General features: G+C 39.5%; 12 protein-coding genes, 1 pseudogene and 1 riboswitch. Of the genes and pseudogenes, 6 read left to right on the top strand and 7 right to left on the bottom strand.

The window, feature by feature from the left end; all coding sequences use genetic code 11:
- The first annotated feature begins 109 nt into the window (after positions 1-109).
- The 4 genes from JCM9157_RS09390 to JCM9157_RS09375 all read left to right on the top strand — a co-directional run bounded on the left by JCM9157_RS09390 (position 110) and on the right by JCM9157_RS09375 (position 3,493).
- A complete protein-coding gene (locus JCM9157_RS09390) occupies positions 110-1,114 on the top strand; it encodes a DUF3231 family protein (RefSeq protein WP_035664143.1) in 1,005 nt (334 codons plus the stop codon).
- 148 nt (positions 1,115-1,262) lie between these two features.
- A complete protein-coding gene (locus JCM9157_RS09385) occupies positions 1,263-1,724 on the top strand; it encodes an NUDIX hydrolase (RefSeq protein WP_035664142.1) in 462 nt (153 codons plus the stop codon).
- 160 nt (positions 1,725-1,884) lie between these two features.
- A complete protein-coding gene (locus JCM9157_RS09380; protein ID WP_035664141.1) occupies positions 1,885-2,427 on the top strand; it encodes a sigma-70 family RNA polymerase sigma factor in 543 nt (180 codons plus the stop codon).
- The gene (locus JCM9157_RS09375) at positions 2,411-3,493 is read left to right on the top strand and encodes a DUF4179 domain-containing protein (protein WP_035664140.1); all 1,083 of its coding nucleotides are present in this window, start codon (positions 2,411-2,413) and stop codon (positions 3,491-3,493) included. The genes JCM9157_RS09380 and JCM9157_RS09375 overlap by 17 nt, the downstream gene beginning before the upstream one ends.
- Positions 3,494-3,560: 67 nt before the next feature.
- Here JCM9157_RS09375 and JCM9157_RS09370 read toward each other — a convergent pair whose 3' ends face one another.
- The 6 genes from JCM9157_RS09370 to JCM9157_RS09350 all read right to left on the bottom strand — a co-directional run bounded on the left by JCM9157_RS09370 (position 3,561) and on the right by JCM9157_RS09350 (position 10,545).
- Positions 3,561-3,920, bottom strand: coding sequence for a MarR family transcriptional regulator (locus tag JCM9157_RS09370; protein ID WP_035664138.1), 360 nt, complete (start codon positions 3,918-3,920; stop codon positions 3,561-3,563).
- A 56-nt stretch (positions 3,921-3,976) separates the two neighbouring features.
- Positions 3,977-6,298: an Ig-like domain-containing protein gene (locus JCM9157_RS09365; RefSeq protein WP_035664137.1), complete on the bottom strand. Its 2,322-nt coding sequence runs from the start codon at positions 6,296-6,298 to the stop codon at positions 3,977-3,979.
- Positions 6,299-6,470: 172 nt separating this feature from the next.
- The gene (motB, locus tag JCM9157_RS09360) at positions 6,471-7,211 is read right to left on the bottom strand and encodes a flagellar motor protein MotB (RefSeq protein WP_035664135.1); all 741 of its coding nucleotides are present in this window, start codon (positions 7,209-7,211) and stop codon (positions 6,471-6,473) included.
- Positions 7,204-8,004 carry a flagellar motor stator protein MotA gene (gene motA / locus JCM9157_RS09355; protein WP_035664133.1) on the bottom strand — a complete coding sequence of 267 codons (801 nt, stop codon included), beginning with the start codon at positions 8,002-8,004 and terminating at the stop codon, positions 7,204-7,206. Before motA ends, motB begins: the two co-directional genes overlap by 8 nt.
- Before the next feature lie 49 nt (positions 8,005-8,053).
- Complete coding sequence (locus tag JCM9157_RS23340) at positions 8,054-8,743, bottom strand: putative bifunctional diguanylate cyclase/phosphodiesterase (RefSeq protein ID WP_052013044.1); 690 nt, start codon at positions 8,741-8,743, stop codon at positions 8,054-8,056.
- On the bottom strand, positions 8,740-10,545 hold the full coding sequence (locus JCM9157_RS09350; protein WP_052013043.1) for a PAS domain-containing protein: 1,806 nt from the start codon (positions 10,543-10,545) through the stop codon (positions 8,740-8,742). Before JCM9157_RS09350 ends, JCM9157_RS23340 begins: the two co-directional genes overlap by 4 nt.
- Positions 10,546-10,656: 111 nt before the next feature.
- Positions 10,657-10,755: riboswitch (cyclic di-GMP riboswitch) on the bottom strand.
- A 420-nt stretch (positions 10,756-11,175) separates the two neighbouring features.
- Here JCM9157_RS09350 and JCM9157_RS23935 point away from each other — a divergent pair.
- Together JCM9157_RS23935 and JCM9157_RS09345 are read left to right on the top strand one after the other, a co-directional pair.
- Positions 11,176-11,354 (top strand): annotated as a pseudogene (locus JCM9157_RS23935) (H-type small acid-soluble spore protein).
- Positions 11,355-11,453: 99 nt separating this feature from the next.
- Complete coding sequence (locus tag JCM9157_RS09345) at positions 11,454-11,795, top strand: nuclear transport factor 2 family protein (RefSeq protein WP_035664132.1); 342 nt, start codon at positions 11,454-11,456, stop codon at positions 11,793-11,795.
- A 73-nt stretch (positions 11,796-11,868) separates the two neighbouring features.
- On the opposite strand, the gene rsgA is transcribed toward JCM9157_RS09345, so the two are convergent.
- Positions 11,869-12,921, bottom strand: a complete 1,053-nt coding sequence (gene rsgA, locus JCM9157_RS09340) for a ribosome small subunit-dependent GTPase A (RefSeq protein WP_035664130.1) — start codon at positions 12,919-12,921, stop codon at positions 11,869-11,871.
- Positions 12,922-13,318 lie beyond the last annotated feature (397 nt).

Genomic DNA, 13,318 nt, shown 5'->3' with positions numbered 1-13,318 from the left:
CTTTTATTTGTACATTTAGCAATCCCTATAATTATCTGCAATTCCGGTATAAATTAAGAATAACAGCAAATTATAACAGTAACTATGTTTTAAGAAGAGAGGGTCTATGATGGAAGAACATCAAACCAGATTAACGTCTTCAGAAATTGCTGCGCTTTGGAGCAGTGTTCAAAATAATAGCATGGCAATCTGTGTTTTTAAACATTTTATCAAAAATGTTGATGATGAAGACATCAAATCAATTATAAATAATGCCCTATCAATCTCAGAGGAAAATCTTAGCCTATCAGAAAAAATTCTTAGAGAAGACAAACAACCTATTCCTGTTGGTTTTAGAGATGAGGATTTCAATCCGAATGCCCCACGTCTTTACTCAGATACATATTATTTATACTATATAAAGAATATGGCCAAGGTAGGACTATCCGTTTATGGTGTGGCGCTAGCAACTTCAGCAAAATCAAGTGTCCGTGATTTTTTAAGTAAGGCAATTCAATCGTCAACAAATTTGTACAATAAAACAAGTGATGTTTTATTATCTAAAGGTTTGTTTGTAAGGCCACCTTATGTTTCCACAACTAATGAAATTGATTTTATCGATCAAAAAAATTATAAAGGTGGTCTTTTAAATATAAACCGTAGACCAGTTAATGTTATTGAAATCTCTCATGTTTACGCCAATATTGAAACCAATTTAGTTGGACAAGTATTATTAACTGGACTTACACAAGTTGCACAGACTAACGAAGTACGTAAATATTGCGAGAAAGGAAAAGATATAGCAACAAAACATGTTAAACTCTTTTCCGCCATTTTAACTGACGATGACATTCCTGTACCAACGCCATCAGATCTTACAGTATCCAACTCCACAATAGCACCATTTTCAGAAAAACTAATCATGTTTCACACAGCGCTATTGATCCAATCAAGTACCTCAAACTACGCAACAGCCGCTGCAGCTAGTTTACGAAAGGATATAGCTACAACGTATGTTCGTTTAGCAGTAGAAGTCACGTCTTATGCTAGTGATGGTGTAAACATTATGATTGATCATAGTTGGTTAGAAGAGCCACCTCAAATAATAAATAAGAAAAACTTCTCAAATCAATAAGGTGTATAACTCAACTAAAGCGCACATAGTTTGGGTCGATAGAGAGAGACATGTCTAGCTGATGCTAGACATGTTTTTTTCGTTGCTCCAAGTTAACCGTGGTAACATAGAGAAAGAGAGTTTACTATAGATGGGAGTCGAGTATTAGATGGATTATATTAAAATGATTCGCTCTATTGCCGGAAGTCAGCCATTGATTTTAACAGCTTGTTCAGTCGTCGTTCTTAATGAGAAGAATGAAATCCTACTGCAACATCGTACAGATACGAACAATTGGGGCATTCCGGGTGGGTTCATGGAGCTCGGTGAATCGGTAGAAGAGTCGGCACGGCGTGAGTTGCTTGAGGAAACGGGGTTAACCGTTGGTAAGATGAAGCTGTATACCGTTTTTTCCGGCGAGGACTTTTATTTTACATATCCAAATGGCGATGAAGTGTATAACGTGATTGTTTCTTTTGTGTCAAGAGATGTGTCTGGTGAGTTGGTCGCTGATCATGAAGCGCATGAGCTGAGGTATTTTGCTTTAGATGCGCTACCAGAGGAGATGATCCCAACGAGTCGGTTGATGTTGGAGCGGATTAAGCAGGATTTAAATCAAGGCCGGATTTAGGCTGAGGAAATACAATTTAAGTATGTTTTGATTCAGATCAAAACATGCTTTTTTACTTTATAACTAATAGAATCAAAAATAGTTTTGGAAAAATTAAAGAAATGAAACTTTTTAGATGTCTAGATTTCTCTAATTGGTGAGAGGAGGGAATGATGACACGATGAAACATGACTTAGATACTGTGAAACGAGCCATTAATGGAGACGCTGAAGCTTTTGAAGAATTGCTTTTTAAGGAAGAAAAAATGCTATATTACAAGGCACTTTCTTACGTTGGTCAAAAAGAAGAAGCTTTAGATGCGATTCAGGAAACGGCATGCAAAGCCTTCCTTGCGATAGGGCAATTGCGAAATCCAGAGTATTTTTCAACTTGGTTGTTTCGGATTTTAATACGAGAATGTTATAGGTTGCTCAGAGAACGAGACCAGATCATTCCTTATGAGGAAAGCGAATTGTTGAGGAAATTAGATCGCAAGCAGGTGGAAGAGATTGATTCTTTTCATTTAAGCGAGGCATTATCGCGCTTAAATTCATCTTACCAAACAGCCATCATCTTATTTTATTATCATGACTTATCTATTCAAGACATTTCCGAAGTGATGGAGACACCGGTTGGGACAGTGAAAACCCATTTACGAAGAGCGAAGAAAAAATTGAAAAGTGAGTTAGAAAGGAGTTATCAACTAAATGAAAAAGTCACATGATCCTTTAGAAGAGTTTCCACAAGATCAAGTTCGTTCAGCTATTCAATCGGGAATTGCTCAAGCGAAAGAGCACTTAGATCCGCCTCGTTCTAGAATGGCCAATCGGAAACGGAAAATACTTTATGCTTTATCAAGTGCAGCAGCTGCTTTTGGAATATTGGTTGGTTCCTCTTATTTTTCTCCAGCTTTGGCAAGCACATTGTCGCAACTACCCATTATCGGCTCTGTTTTCGGGAATTCTGATCTGATCGGGTTACAACAAGCTCAGAAAAATGGATTAACGAGTGAAATCGGGGAAACGCAGACGGTCAATGGAATCTCTGTTACACTTGCTGAAATTTTGTATGATCAAAATAATATCACGATCGGTCTTTTCATTGAATCTGATCAGGAACTTGATGATTTTTATTTCGGGGCTGGAATGGATTTTACGATTAATGGAAAAAATCCTTCTTGGTCCAGTGGGAGTTACGGAGAAGAACGTCTTTCGTCAACAACACTGACGGCCATTCAAGAAATAAATACGACTCAAGAAATGCCAGAGCAGTTCGAGCTTGGATTAATGTTACAAGGGAAAGAGGGAGAAACGTGGTACTTCTCCACTCCGGTTGAAAAAATTACTGACATTCAAACCATCGCCCTTCAACATTCGCAGACCGTTGATGGCTTGATGCTTACGGTAACAGAAATGTCTTTTAGTGAAACAGGTATGAGTATAGCCTATGAAAGTTCTGAAGAGGAAACAGATTTTGATTTAAGTCGCGGCGGAAACATCGAATTCTTAGTAGTTGATCAAAATGGCAATGAAATATCCGGTCACTCGGGTGGAGTTACAGGCGAAAGAGTAAAAGGTAAAATCGTGCATTGGAGTAACAAGCAATTTGATCCCGTTGATTTTAATGTGACTGAATTAACCATCACTCCTTATCTAGTTATTCCATCAGGCGGTGGCGGAGTGGAAATTGACGAAAATGGCAATGAAACAGAAATCGAATTCAAAGGCGATTCTATAGAGCCGGTTGAGTTTGAGTCTTTTAAAGTGAAACCTCCTTGGAACAAGGGTTGATGTATGGAAAAAACGCTCTGAATATTGAATTTCAGAGCGTTTTTTTATGCTAACCTAGGGTGCTAGGTTATTTGTAGGCTATTAATTTTTGCTTGAATTGTAGTAGAATTTCTTTGCGTTCTTGATAGTCTTTTTTCTCTGCTTCTTCCCAGAGTTCTAAGTCTGCGCCTTTGTCGATACAGGCGATCGTCGTTTGGCGGACATGGTCTAGTAAACATTTCTTTTTTATTTGAATGCCCGCCAAGCCGATATAGACTAAAGACAGGACTTCGAGGTCTTCATCTAAGGAGAATTCTTCTTCATACTCGGCTAAGATCGCTTTTGTCGCTTCTTCTGCTGTGTGGCCTGCAAGGAAGTATTCCAAAAATTCGTCTCTTACATCGCAGGTTGTATCGTCATCGTATAAACCTGTTCCCCATGCTCCCATGTTACGGCTCCTTATATATTGATGTGCGCTTTAATGCGGTGTCGCATTGAACGTTATCAACTAACTTTTATGCTCGTTTCCTTGCTTTTATTGTTCGCTTTGTCTACTGCATGCACTTTAAGCGTAACCCCTCGTTTTTGCAGGACGATTGGTACTTTGTATTTGCCGTAGGAATCAACCGTTGCTTTGCCAAGGTATTTCGTGCCGTTATACACATAAACAGTTGCTCCTTTTTCGGCTGTTCCTGTAACCACTTTTGATTTTGTTGTCACTTTATTCACAACAGGTGCTGGCGGAGGTGTTTTATCAATGACGGTGATGACTTTTGCTGGGCTGATTTGTCCAACTGGATCTTTTGCGTAGACAGACAGTTTCGCTCCTGCTTTTTGTTTAGGGATCGTTAATTGAAATTCTCCCGTTGAACTTGTTTTCACCGTTCCTAGTTGAGTTGTGCCTCTTTTGACGATGATCGTCATCTTCGGGACAGATTTCCCCGTTATGATCGTGTCACGGTCTGAAACTCGGTTGACCGTTGGGCTTACTGGTACTTTGTTGTAGATGTTGGTTACTTTTACTGTTTTTGAGATCGTGTTGCCTGCTGTGTCCTCAATGATGAATTTGTATGAACCATTTTCAGGAACTTTGTACGTCGCGGTTGCTCCTGTTACATAGGTTCCGTTTGGTAGTTTGATTCGCCTCACTTTTTTGTTATCGGTTCCGGTCACGGTAATCAAGATCGGATTTTTCGTCGCTGCAGTTGTACTTCTTGTGATCGTTGCCTGCGGCGCTTCTTTATCTATATTGGTAATTTTAATAGATTTGGTTGTTTTCAAGCCAGATGTGTCTTCAACCGTAAAGCTATATGTTCCATTTGTGCTAACCGTGAAGGTTGCTTGTGCTTGAGAGACCACTTGGCCGTTCGGCAGCTTGATGCTTTTAACACCGACGTTATCTGTTCCTTTTGCTGTGATGATGACATCGTTTTTCGTTGGTTGGGTTGTGCTTGCTGTTAATGTCAGAACAGGTGGTGTCGTGTCGATCTCTTTAGCTGTTAGGAATTGATACTGCACATCGCCTGTTAATGAAAGTCCGTCCAGGCTCGCAATTGCATCTTTTCCTATTTTTACTGTATAAGATGAATTCGGTTCTAAATAGTCAGGCTCAACGAACAAAAGATCTTCATCTTCCTCTATATAAACCTCAACCTCCCCGCTCGAACCTGTTACCGTGATTCCATTTGGGTTAGTAACTTCGATCTCTTGATCAAAAGCAAACAGAAAAAATGTATCTAGTGGAATGTCTGTAACTCCGTCGTAAAAATCATAAAGATCATCTTCGTCAAAATAGGCTGCATCAATGATTTCAGGAGCTTCTGGAGCTTCAGGTTCGAACTGTGTGATATGCTCCATATAATGTCTGCCATTTTCAGAGTAAAAGATAAGTAGACCATTTTGATAATGTAGATGTTTTACCTTTTTCGTTGTTGCAAAAGAAAATAAGTAATCATCTGTTTGGTATTCAAATAGATCGACTCCACCTGATGTGCTAGCTGCAAACATCAGCTCTTCTTCCGGGCTAAAAGCAAAGTCGTTGTAAGTGTCGCCAAGATTATATTTATAGTTCATATCGCCCGAACTGATTGCCGTTAGTCCGAATACATTGCCACTATTGTTATACAACGACTCCCCATCAGGAGAAATGGTCGCTTTTGGATCTAAGCGGTACTTGCCGTGATAAGGAGAATCGTATTGATTCAGGATGACCCCTTTATCAATTTCAAAAGCCGTTATATCTCTTGGGGATAAGTCCGTGTCGATTGTATAGACTTTATTCATTTCTTCATTATAGAGAATCGTCGATTGCATTCTCATATGTGATTTATGTCCGTTTGGTACTTCTTTTTGATCATGAAGAGAATACACTTTCATGTTAATCCACTGACCAGAACCGTTTGTAATATAAACGTATCCGTCTTTATCAACGGCGATGTCATAAGGATCAGTCTCTACATCAAACACACGGTTCAGCGCAAATGGTTCGGTATCCACTATAGCGATTGCACCAGAGTACGGCCCGAAGTTATAAGCATCATGACTCATCTTGTGTTGTGTCAGGATTAATTGATTGTTGTATATTTCAATATAATTGGCTGGATATGGCAAGGTAAGTGTTTCTTTTTTTCCCGTTTCAAAGTTGATTGCGTGGATCGTTTTACTACCGAGCTTCGTCGCGTACACGATCGGCTTATCTGGATGTAGGACAGAATCATTTACTTCAACACCTAGATTAATAGGGGCACTTGATGCATTGGCTGTTTCGGTTGTGAGCGGGTAGGTGAAAAAGGATAAAAGTAAAATGAAGACAAGCAACCTTTTCAACGGGTTTCCTCCTCTTAGGCAATGCTTTTTGATCTGATTATATAGTAGAAAAAAAGGATGTTAATGAGTCATTTTGACTATGTTTTTCAGATTAAATCTGGGTAATTTTGGTTGTGGTGGGTAAATAAAAAAACGAACATAACACCATGAGGTTATGTTCGTTTTTTCTTTATCAATCATTAAAATAGTTTGGTAGAATCAGCACTTCAACTCGGCGGTTTCGCCCCCTACCCTCTTCGGTTTCGTTGCTTGCGATTGGCTGGTATTCACCGTGACCTGTCGCACTAAGGTTTCGTGGATCAAGATCCTCATTTTCTAGAAGAATCTTCATGAAGTTAAGCGCTCTTTGCGCACTCAAATCCCAGTTTGAGCGGAAATTACTGTTGCTTATTTGGATGTTGTCTGTGTGACCAGCAACGACAATTTTCCTCGGGGGTTCGGTTGTGAGCATGTTAGAGATGGTTTGCGCTAAACGGACTGCATCTGTTCTAACATCGGCACTTCCTGAGTAAAAAAGGACATTATCAACAATCGTTATCAGCAACCCATCTGCGGTTAACTTTGTCTCTAGCTCTGATTCTAGGCCGTTCCCCTTAATATATTCGTTAATTTCTTCTTGTATCTTTTTTAGGTCATTATGTTCTTTTGTTTTGTAATCTGACTCACTCGTTTGTTCAGGAGCTGGTGGTGTCATATTTAATTCAGGTGAAGGCATTGGATGATCGAGTACGCCGCTACCACCTTGAAAGTTTTCGTTAAAAGTGACCATCAATTGTTGATACTTTTCTGCATCAACCGAACTTACGGCGAATAAAACAATGAATAGCGCGAGTAGGAGCGTTAACATATCGGCATAGGGGATGAGCCAAGTCTCATCAATATGCTCTTCGTGATGCTTTTTCTTCCTAGCCATTTACGCTCTCTCCTTGAGAAATCAACTCTTTCACTTTCTTCCTTTCAGAATGAGGAACATAAACCATTAATTTATCTTCAATTGCACGTGGCGGAACACCCGCTTGGACAGATAAAATTCCTTCCACGATTAAACTTTTTACAAGGATTTCTTGTTTGGACTTTCGTTTCAATTTATTAGCAAACGGATGCCATAAAACATAACCCGTAAAGATCCCAAACAAAGTCGCAACAAAGGCTGCTGCAATCGCATAACCTAAAGCATCCATATCATTTAAATCACCAAGCGCCGCAATTAATCCTAGTACGGCCCCTAATACACCAAGGGTAGGTGCATACGTCCCTGCTTGAGAAAAAATAGCAGCCCCTGCTTGATGCCTCTCTTCAATAGCATCAAGTTCTTCTTCCATCGTATCTCTTATAAAATCTGGCTCCTGTCCATCCACAACCATTTTCAAGCCTTGTTGTAAGAAAGGGTCTTCCATTTCCTCCACTTGTTTTTCCAAGGAAAGAAGACCTTCCTTACGCGCCATTGAACTTAATGATACAAACAAAGTAATTAAATCACTGATATTTGGTGTTTTTTGTTCCTTCAACAACACCCCAAATAACTTAGGAACTCTTTTAATTTCACTAGAAGGAAATCCTATCAAAATGGTCGCTGCGGTTCCGACGAAAATGATAAAAAGAGCAGCTGGATTGAGTAATACCATTAAGCTTGTTCCTTTAAAAATCATTCCTAATAAAATCGCGACGACTCCTAATACTATCCCGATAATTGATGTTTTATCCATAATTTCACCCGTTTCTCTCTTTATAAACAAACACTTTTAAACCTAGTAATTAGTCAATTTCTATCACTTTTTTGACCAACATTCTTCTAAACTCGTTCTCCGGAACAGGTCGGCTAAATAGAAACCCTTGAATTTGATCACAGCCTTTGGTTCGAAGAAGTTCTAGTTGCTCTTTTGTTTCTACCCCTTCTGCCACCACTTCTATTCCAAGACCATGGGAAAGCTCAATCATACCCGATGTAATAACGAGATCCTGGTGTTTCGAGACAATGTTCCTAATAAACGAACGATCAATTTTTAACGTATCAATATTTAATTCCTTCAAGTGTGTAAGAGAGGAGAAGCCTGTACCAAAATCATCTAAGGCAATCTTAATTTCCATCTCTCTTAATTCAGCAAGAGCTTGAATAACTAATTCCATGTTGTTCAAATACGAACTTTCCGTTATTTCTAGCTCAAGGAGACACGGTTCAATCTGTGTTTCCGCGATGAGGGTCTTTATTTTAGATACGAGGTCCTTTTTTAGAAATTCCTGAGCCGAGAGATTAATGGAAATCGGAATCATTGGCAATTGTTCTTCCTTCCATTTTTTCAATTGGATACAGACTTGTGCCAACATCCAATCACTTATTTCGAAAATTAAGCCATTCTCCTCTGCGAGCGGAATGAACTCTCCTGGTGACATAAAGCCTTTTTCTGGGTGATTCCATCTGATTAAAGCTTCTGCACTTACTATCATTCCCGTATTCGTACAAACACGTGTTGATAGTAAACTAGAAATTCATCATTTTTCAATGCCTTCCGCATATCGTTTTCAATCGAATAAATATTAACTGACCTTTCACCCATTGTTTGGCTGTAGATTTGATAGTGATTCTTTCCTAGCTGTTTAACACGGTTCATTGCCGCTATTGATTTATTCAGTACGTCCATTTCCGCATTATTTTTCCGGAAAATACTTATACCGATACTAACCGTAATATACAATTCATACCCTTCGATTAGAAAAGGGTCTCTGATTAGTTTTAAAATATTATCTGCTAGTACTTCAGGTCGACTCGCATCGTCAACATTGAAGATAAAAATCGCAAATTCATCTCCGTTCATGCGAGAAAGACCTTCTTTTTCTGGAACTAAACTTCTGAGTCGCTTGGATACTTCTTTTAACAATTCATCGCCGATTAAGTGACCCAGGGTGTCGTTAATGTGTTTAAAACGATCTAAGTTGAAATATAAAATGGCCGCCATTTCATCAGATTCCGTTTCTTGGATTCTCCTAAGTGTATGATTAAACATTCTTCGATTAGGTAGTCCAGTTAAAACATCATGATGAGCGAGATAGCTCATTTTCTCCTCCGCTTGCTTTTGTTCCGTAATATCTGAAATAAACCCATCTAAACGAATGATCTCTCCATCGTTATCCATCACTGGAATCACATGATCTAAAACCCACTTAATCACCCCACTTGAATGATAAATGCGGTAGTGATGACGAATGGCCTTTCCCTGAAATAAGTTCTCTTGCTTTTTTAACACAGCTGCAAAGTCGTCTGGATGAATGACTTTTTTCCAGAGGTCTCGATCCCTTTTCATTTCCTCTATGCTATAGCCATAAATTCGCTCAAACCCTTTTGTTAGATTCATAACTTGGTCGTTCTTGACGTCTACAGACCAAATAGCGACTTCCAAATTATCATAAATCAGACGTTTTTGGTCCTCACTATCTTTCAGCAATCTTTCCAACTTTCTTTGCTCTGTTAAATCTTGAATCGTTCCAATCAGTCGAACGACCTTGCCATTTTCGTCGAAAATAACATCGCCTTGCTTGCTGACAATTCGTTCTTCATCGTTTCTATTAATCTGAAATTCTATTTGAAAACCCGTTCCATGTTGTAATGCTTTTTGAAACACAGAGTCGAATCGTTCACGGTCATATGGATGAACAAACGACAAGAAACTACTATAGGTGGGGATAAATGTCTTTTTATCCTTGATCCCAAACATTTCGTACATATGATTGGACCAATAAGCTTCATCTTCTTCGACATCATAATCCCAGCTGCCGGTATTCCCGATCAATTGAGCACGATTCAAACTTTCCTGCACCTTTCTTAACTCAAGCTCTTGATTACTTACCATCGAGATGTCTCTGCCTATTCCCAAAAATCCAATTATTTGATTTTGATGACTAATCGGAATTGACGTTTTTTCAAATTGAATTTTATGACCCTGTTTATGTAACAGAGAACAAAGTTCAACTTGTGGTTCTCCCTTTTTTAATAAAGATAAAGATTCGTTGAACTTCTTTTGTTCCTCAATCGTTTTAAAGTGAGCAAAGGGTTTATCAATCCACTCTTCCTTGTCATAACCAGTTACCCGTTTAACCTCATCGTTTGTTTCTAAAATAATCCCATCACTGTCAAAAATAAAAATAAAATCGTTATGAAAATTAAACAGTTTCTTGAAAGTCTCCAGTTCCGCTAGGTCAATGACTAACCTACAATTAAGTTTACGAAGGTAATTCCTTAATACTGAACTCATTTGTTCTACCTTCCCCCTTACTGTCTAGTTCTTCTATCTGATTGCTAGCGACCACCAAAAAATAAAAGCTATTCCTTCAGTCAGGAATAGCCAAGTCGTTTAATAACGTAATTTGGTAACCAGGCTAACATAGTTTAGTTAATATTTCACTAAAACCTTAGTCCCTAGGCTTTGCGTCCTATTTTTTCAAATAGTTTGCCTTTAACTATTAACATGTATCGTTTCATTAATTGTAATATTAAAGGAAAATCACATATTTTTCAACAAAATTCAACAATAACCAACATTAACCAGCAAAATAGCTTTCAGTTTAAGATGGGTCATTTAGACTAGTGATCTTTCCTTCTTAACAGGGAAGATCGAGATCCCTTCGTATTGTTGATATTTTTGTGAATAACTATTTCGCTCACCTGATACTAGGCACTCATTTACCAAAATTTCCTCCGGATAACCGTGGATTTGTGAATAAAGGTGTTGATAGTGAGTAGTCGTTGGGGACAAAATGAAGTTTCGACTGCTTGCCTGTTCTGAATTCTTGTTGATAAGTTGTTGATTACTCGTTTTTCTATCTGTATAACAGATGCGTTCTTACAAATAGTATAAATAACTCATCGTAAAGGAGGTGCTTCCATGGACGCACAACGTGCACAGGAAATTTCATCTTCACCAAACATGACTAGTGTTACATATAACGGCGAGCCGTTTACATTGAACATGTTGATCAAGGATCAGGCAAAGCGACGATCCATCCACTTGATAACAAAGAGAAGAAACAAAGTGTTTCTGTAACAGAGCTGGTTGAACAATAATTCTTGCTCCACTCCTAGTGGAAATGGTACTGTTTTGTTGCTAGTAAGAATGAAGTGGGAGAAGCTCTGGCTTCTCTCCATACATAAGGAGTTTTTTAGATGACAGACATATCAATACCTGCAAAAAAACAGCTTGAGGCCTACAACAATCGTGACATCGACGCGTTTATGCAGTGTTATACGGAAGACTGCGTTGTGGAGGACGGCGAGGGTAACATTTTAATGACAGGTGCTGCGGCGATGCGCGAGCGCTATGCGAAGCTTTTTGAGGAGAGCCCAGAGCTACATTGTAAGCTCGTTTCGCGGATTGTGGTCGGCAATTATGTGCTTGATGAGGAAAATGTCACAGGCTCGCGTGGAAGTTCCGAGATGAGTCATGTGGTCGCAGTGTACCGAGTGACAGAGGATGGCCTTATTAGCCATGTTCGGTTTTTACGGTAAAAATGGTAAAACGCCCAAGTCGCATGCTTAAGATGCGGTTTGGGCGTTTTTGGATGTTCGTGTTATGTTCGTGTTATCTTCGTTTGGCGGCACTCGAAAGCTTTTTCCATTTCGCTTTTTCTGCGAGTTGAGCGCGTTTATCTGTTTTTCGTTCCAGAAAAGCCAGTTCTTTTTGAAGCTTTTGATAGCTAGCGAATCGTTCTATCGGTAGTTCCCCTGATTGAATCGCAGCTTGCACGGCGCAATGCGGCTCGTTGTGATGGGTGCAATCTCGAAAACGACAGTTCTCTTCTAATTGATGAATATCGGCGAAAACTTGTTCGGACGCTTCGTCAGATTCCCATAGCTGCAGCTCTCTCATTCCTGGTGTATCAATGATCAGTCCGCCTTCTGGAAGGCCGATTAACTCACGATGTGTCGTCGTATGCTTTCCGCGGTCGTCTCCTTCTCGCACTTCTTGAACGAGTTGTTTCTCTGCTTTCGCCAAGTAATTGGTTAACGTTGATTTACCCGCACCTGATGACCCAAGTAACGCCACGGTTTTGCCAGTTGTCACATACTCATTTAGTGCGGCTAAACCTTCATTTGTTTGCACACTCACTACATGGACCGGTACTCCGATTGCGATCGCTTCTACTTCAGCAAGCTTTGTTTCAGGGTCTGGGCAAAGGTCTGCCTTTGATAACACAATGACAGGATTCGCACCACTTTCCCACGACATCAGCAGATAGCGCTCTATTCTGCGAACGTTGAAGTCATTGTTTAAAGCGTTCACTAAAAACACCGTGTTCACATTTGTCGCAACAATTTGCTCCTCAGTCGTTGCCCCAGCTATTTTCCGGGAAAACTTGCTGAAGCGAGGCAACACCGCGTGAATCGTTGCTTTTCCTTCCGATAGGCGAGGCGCGATTACGACCCAGTCCCCAACTGCTGGATAGTCGACCCTTGCGCTCGCTTCAAATCGGAACTTGCCAGAAACCTCTGCTAGTAATTCACCTGCTTCACTTAACACGCGGTACATTCTTTTATGCTCAAGCGCGACACGCGCCACCGAAAATCCTTGTTCTTTATAGACAGCAAATGCTTGCTCTAATTCATTAGTCCAACCTAATTGTACGTTATTCAATGTTATTTCCTCCTATTGGATACAAAAATAAAAAGGCCGCTAGTGAACGGCCTTTGTTTGTTTAAACATAGTTAAACCACGGCCTGATTCCACAGCCCATGATGAAATAAATGTTATCCAATAAAATGAATCGACATTTAGAAAGCTTCATATGAGGGCTGTGTGTTATTTACAATGATTGCGTCTAATACGTTGATCGTTTTCATAAAACATCCCTCGCTTTCTGATTTGTTGAGTTGATTATAGCATATCTTGAAATAAATGGAAAGTCTTTTTATGGGGTCTGACCCCAGTGCCTTTAAAGCTCTAAAAGTGGTGGGATCGAGTAGAAAAAAGCGCAAATGCTTAAAGATGATTGCGATAGCATTACGTCTTTTTTGGCTAATTCGTTAAATTT

Origin of the sequence: Halalkalibacter akibai JCM 9157 (genome assembly GCF_000513135.1) — a bacterium.
Taxonomy (GTDB): domain Bacteria; phylum Bacillota; class Bacilli; order Bacillales; family Bacillaceae_D; genus Halalkalibacter; species Halalkalibacter akibai.
Note: the sequence above shows the minus strand (reverse complement) of the source record. Positions and strands in the feature narration are given on the sequence as shown.

Bases quoted from the DNA above. Each gene is read 5' to 3' on its own strand.
- JCM9157_RS09350 (WP_052013043.1), bottom strand. From the start codon at position 10,545: ATGAGTTCAGTATTAAGGAATTACCTTCGTAAACTTAATTGTAGGTTA.
- motB (WP_035664135.1), bottom strand. From the start codon at position 7,211: ATGGCTAGGAAGAAAAAGCATCACGAAGAGCATATTGATGAGACTTGG.
- JCM9157_RS09375 (WP_035664140.1), top strand. From the start codon at position 2,411: ATGAAAAAGTCACATGATCCTTTAGAAGAGTTTCCACAAGATCAAGTT.
- JCM9157_RS09390 (WP_035664143.1), top strand. From the start codon at position 110: ATGGAAGAACATCAAACCAGATTAACGTCTTCAGAAATTGCTGCGCTT.
- motA (WP_035664133.1), bottom strand. From the start codon at position 8,004: ATGGATAAAACATCAATTATCGGGATAGTATTAGGAGTCGTCGCGATT.
- JCM9157_RS23340 (WP_052013044.1), bottom strand. From the start codon at position 8,743: ATGATAGTAAGTGCAGAAGCTTTAATCAGATGGAATCACCCAGAAAAA.
- JCM9157_RS09370 (WP_035664138.1), bottom strand. From the start codon at position 3,920: ATGGGAGCATGGGGAACAGGTTTATACGATGACGATACAACCTGCGAT.
- JCM9157_RS09380 (WP_035664141.1), top strand. From the start codon at position 1,885: ATGAAACATGACTTAGATACTGTGAAACGAGCCATTAATGGAGACGCT.
- JCM9157_RS09385 (WP_035664142.1), top strand. From the start codon at position 1,263: ATGGATTATATTAAAATGATTCGCTCTATTGCCGGAAGTCAGCCATTG.
- JCM9157_RS09345 (WP_035664132.1), top strand. From the start codon at position 11,454: ATGACAGACATATCAATACCTGCAAAAAAACAGCTTGAGGCCTACAAC.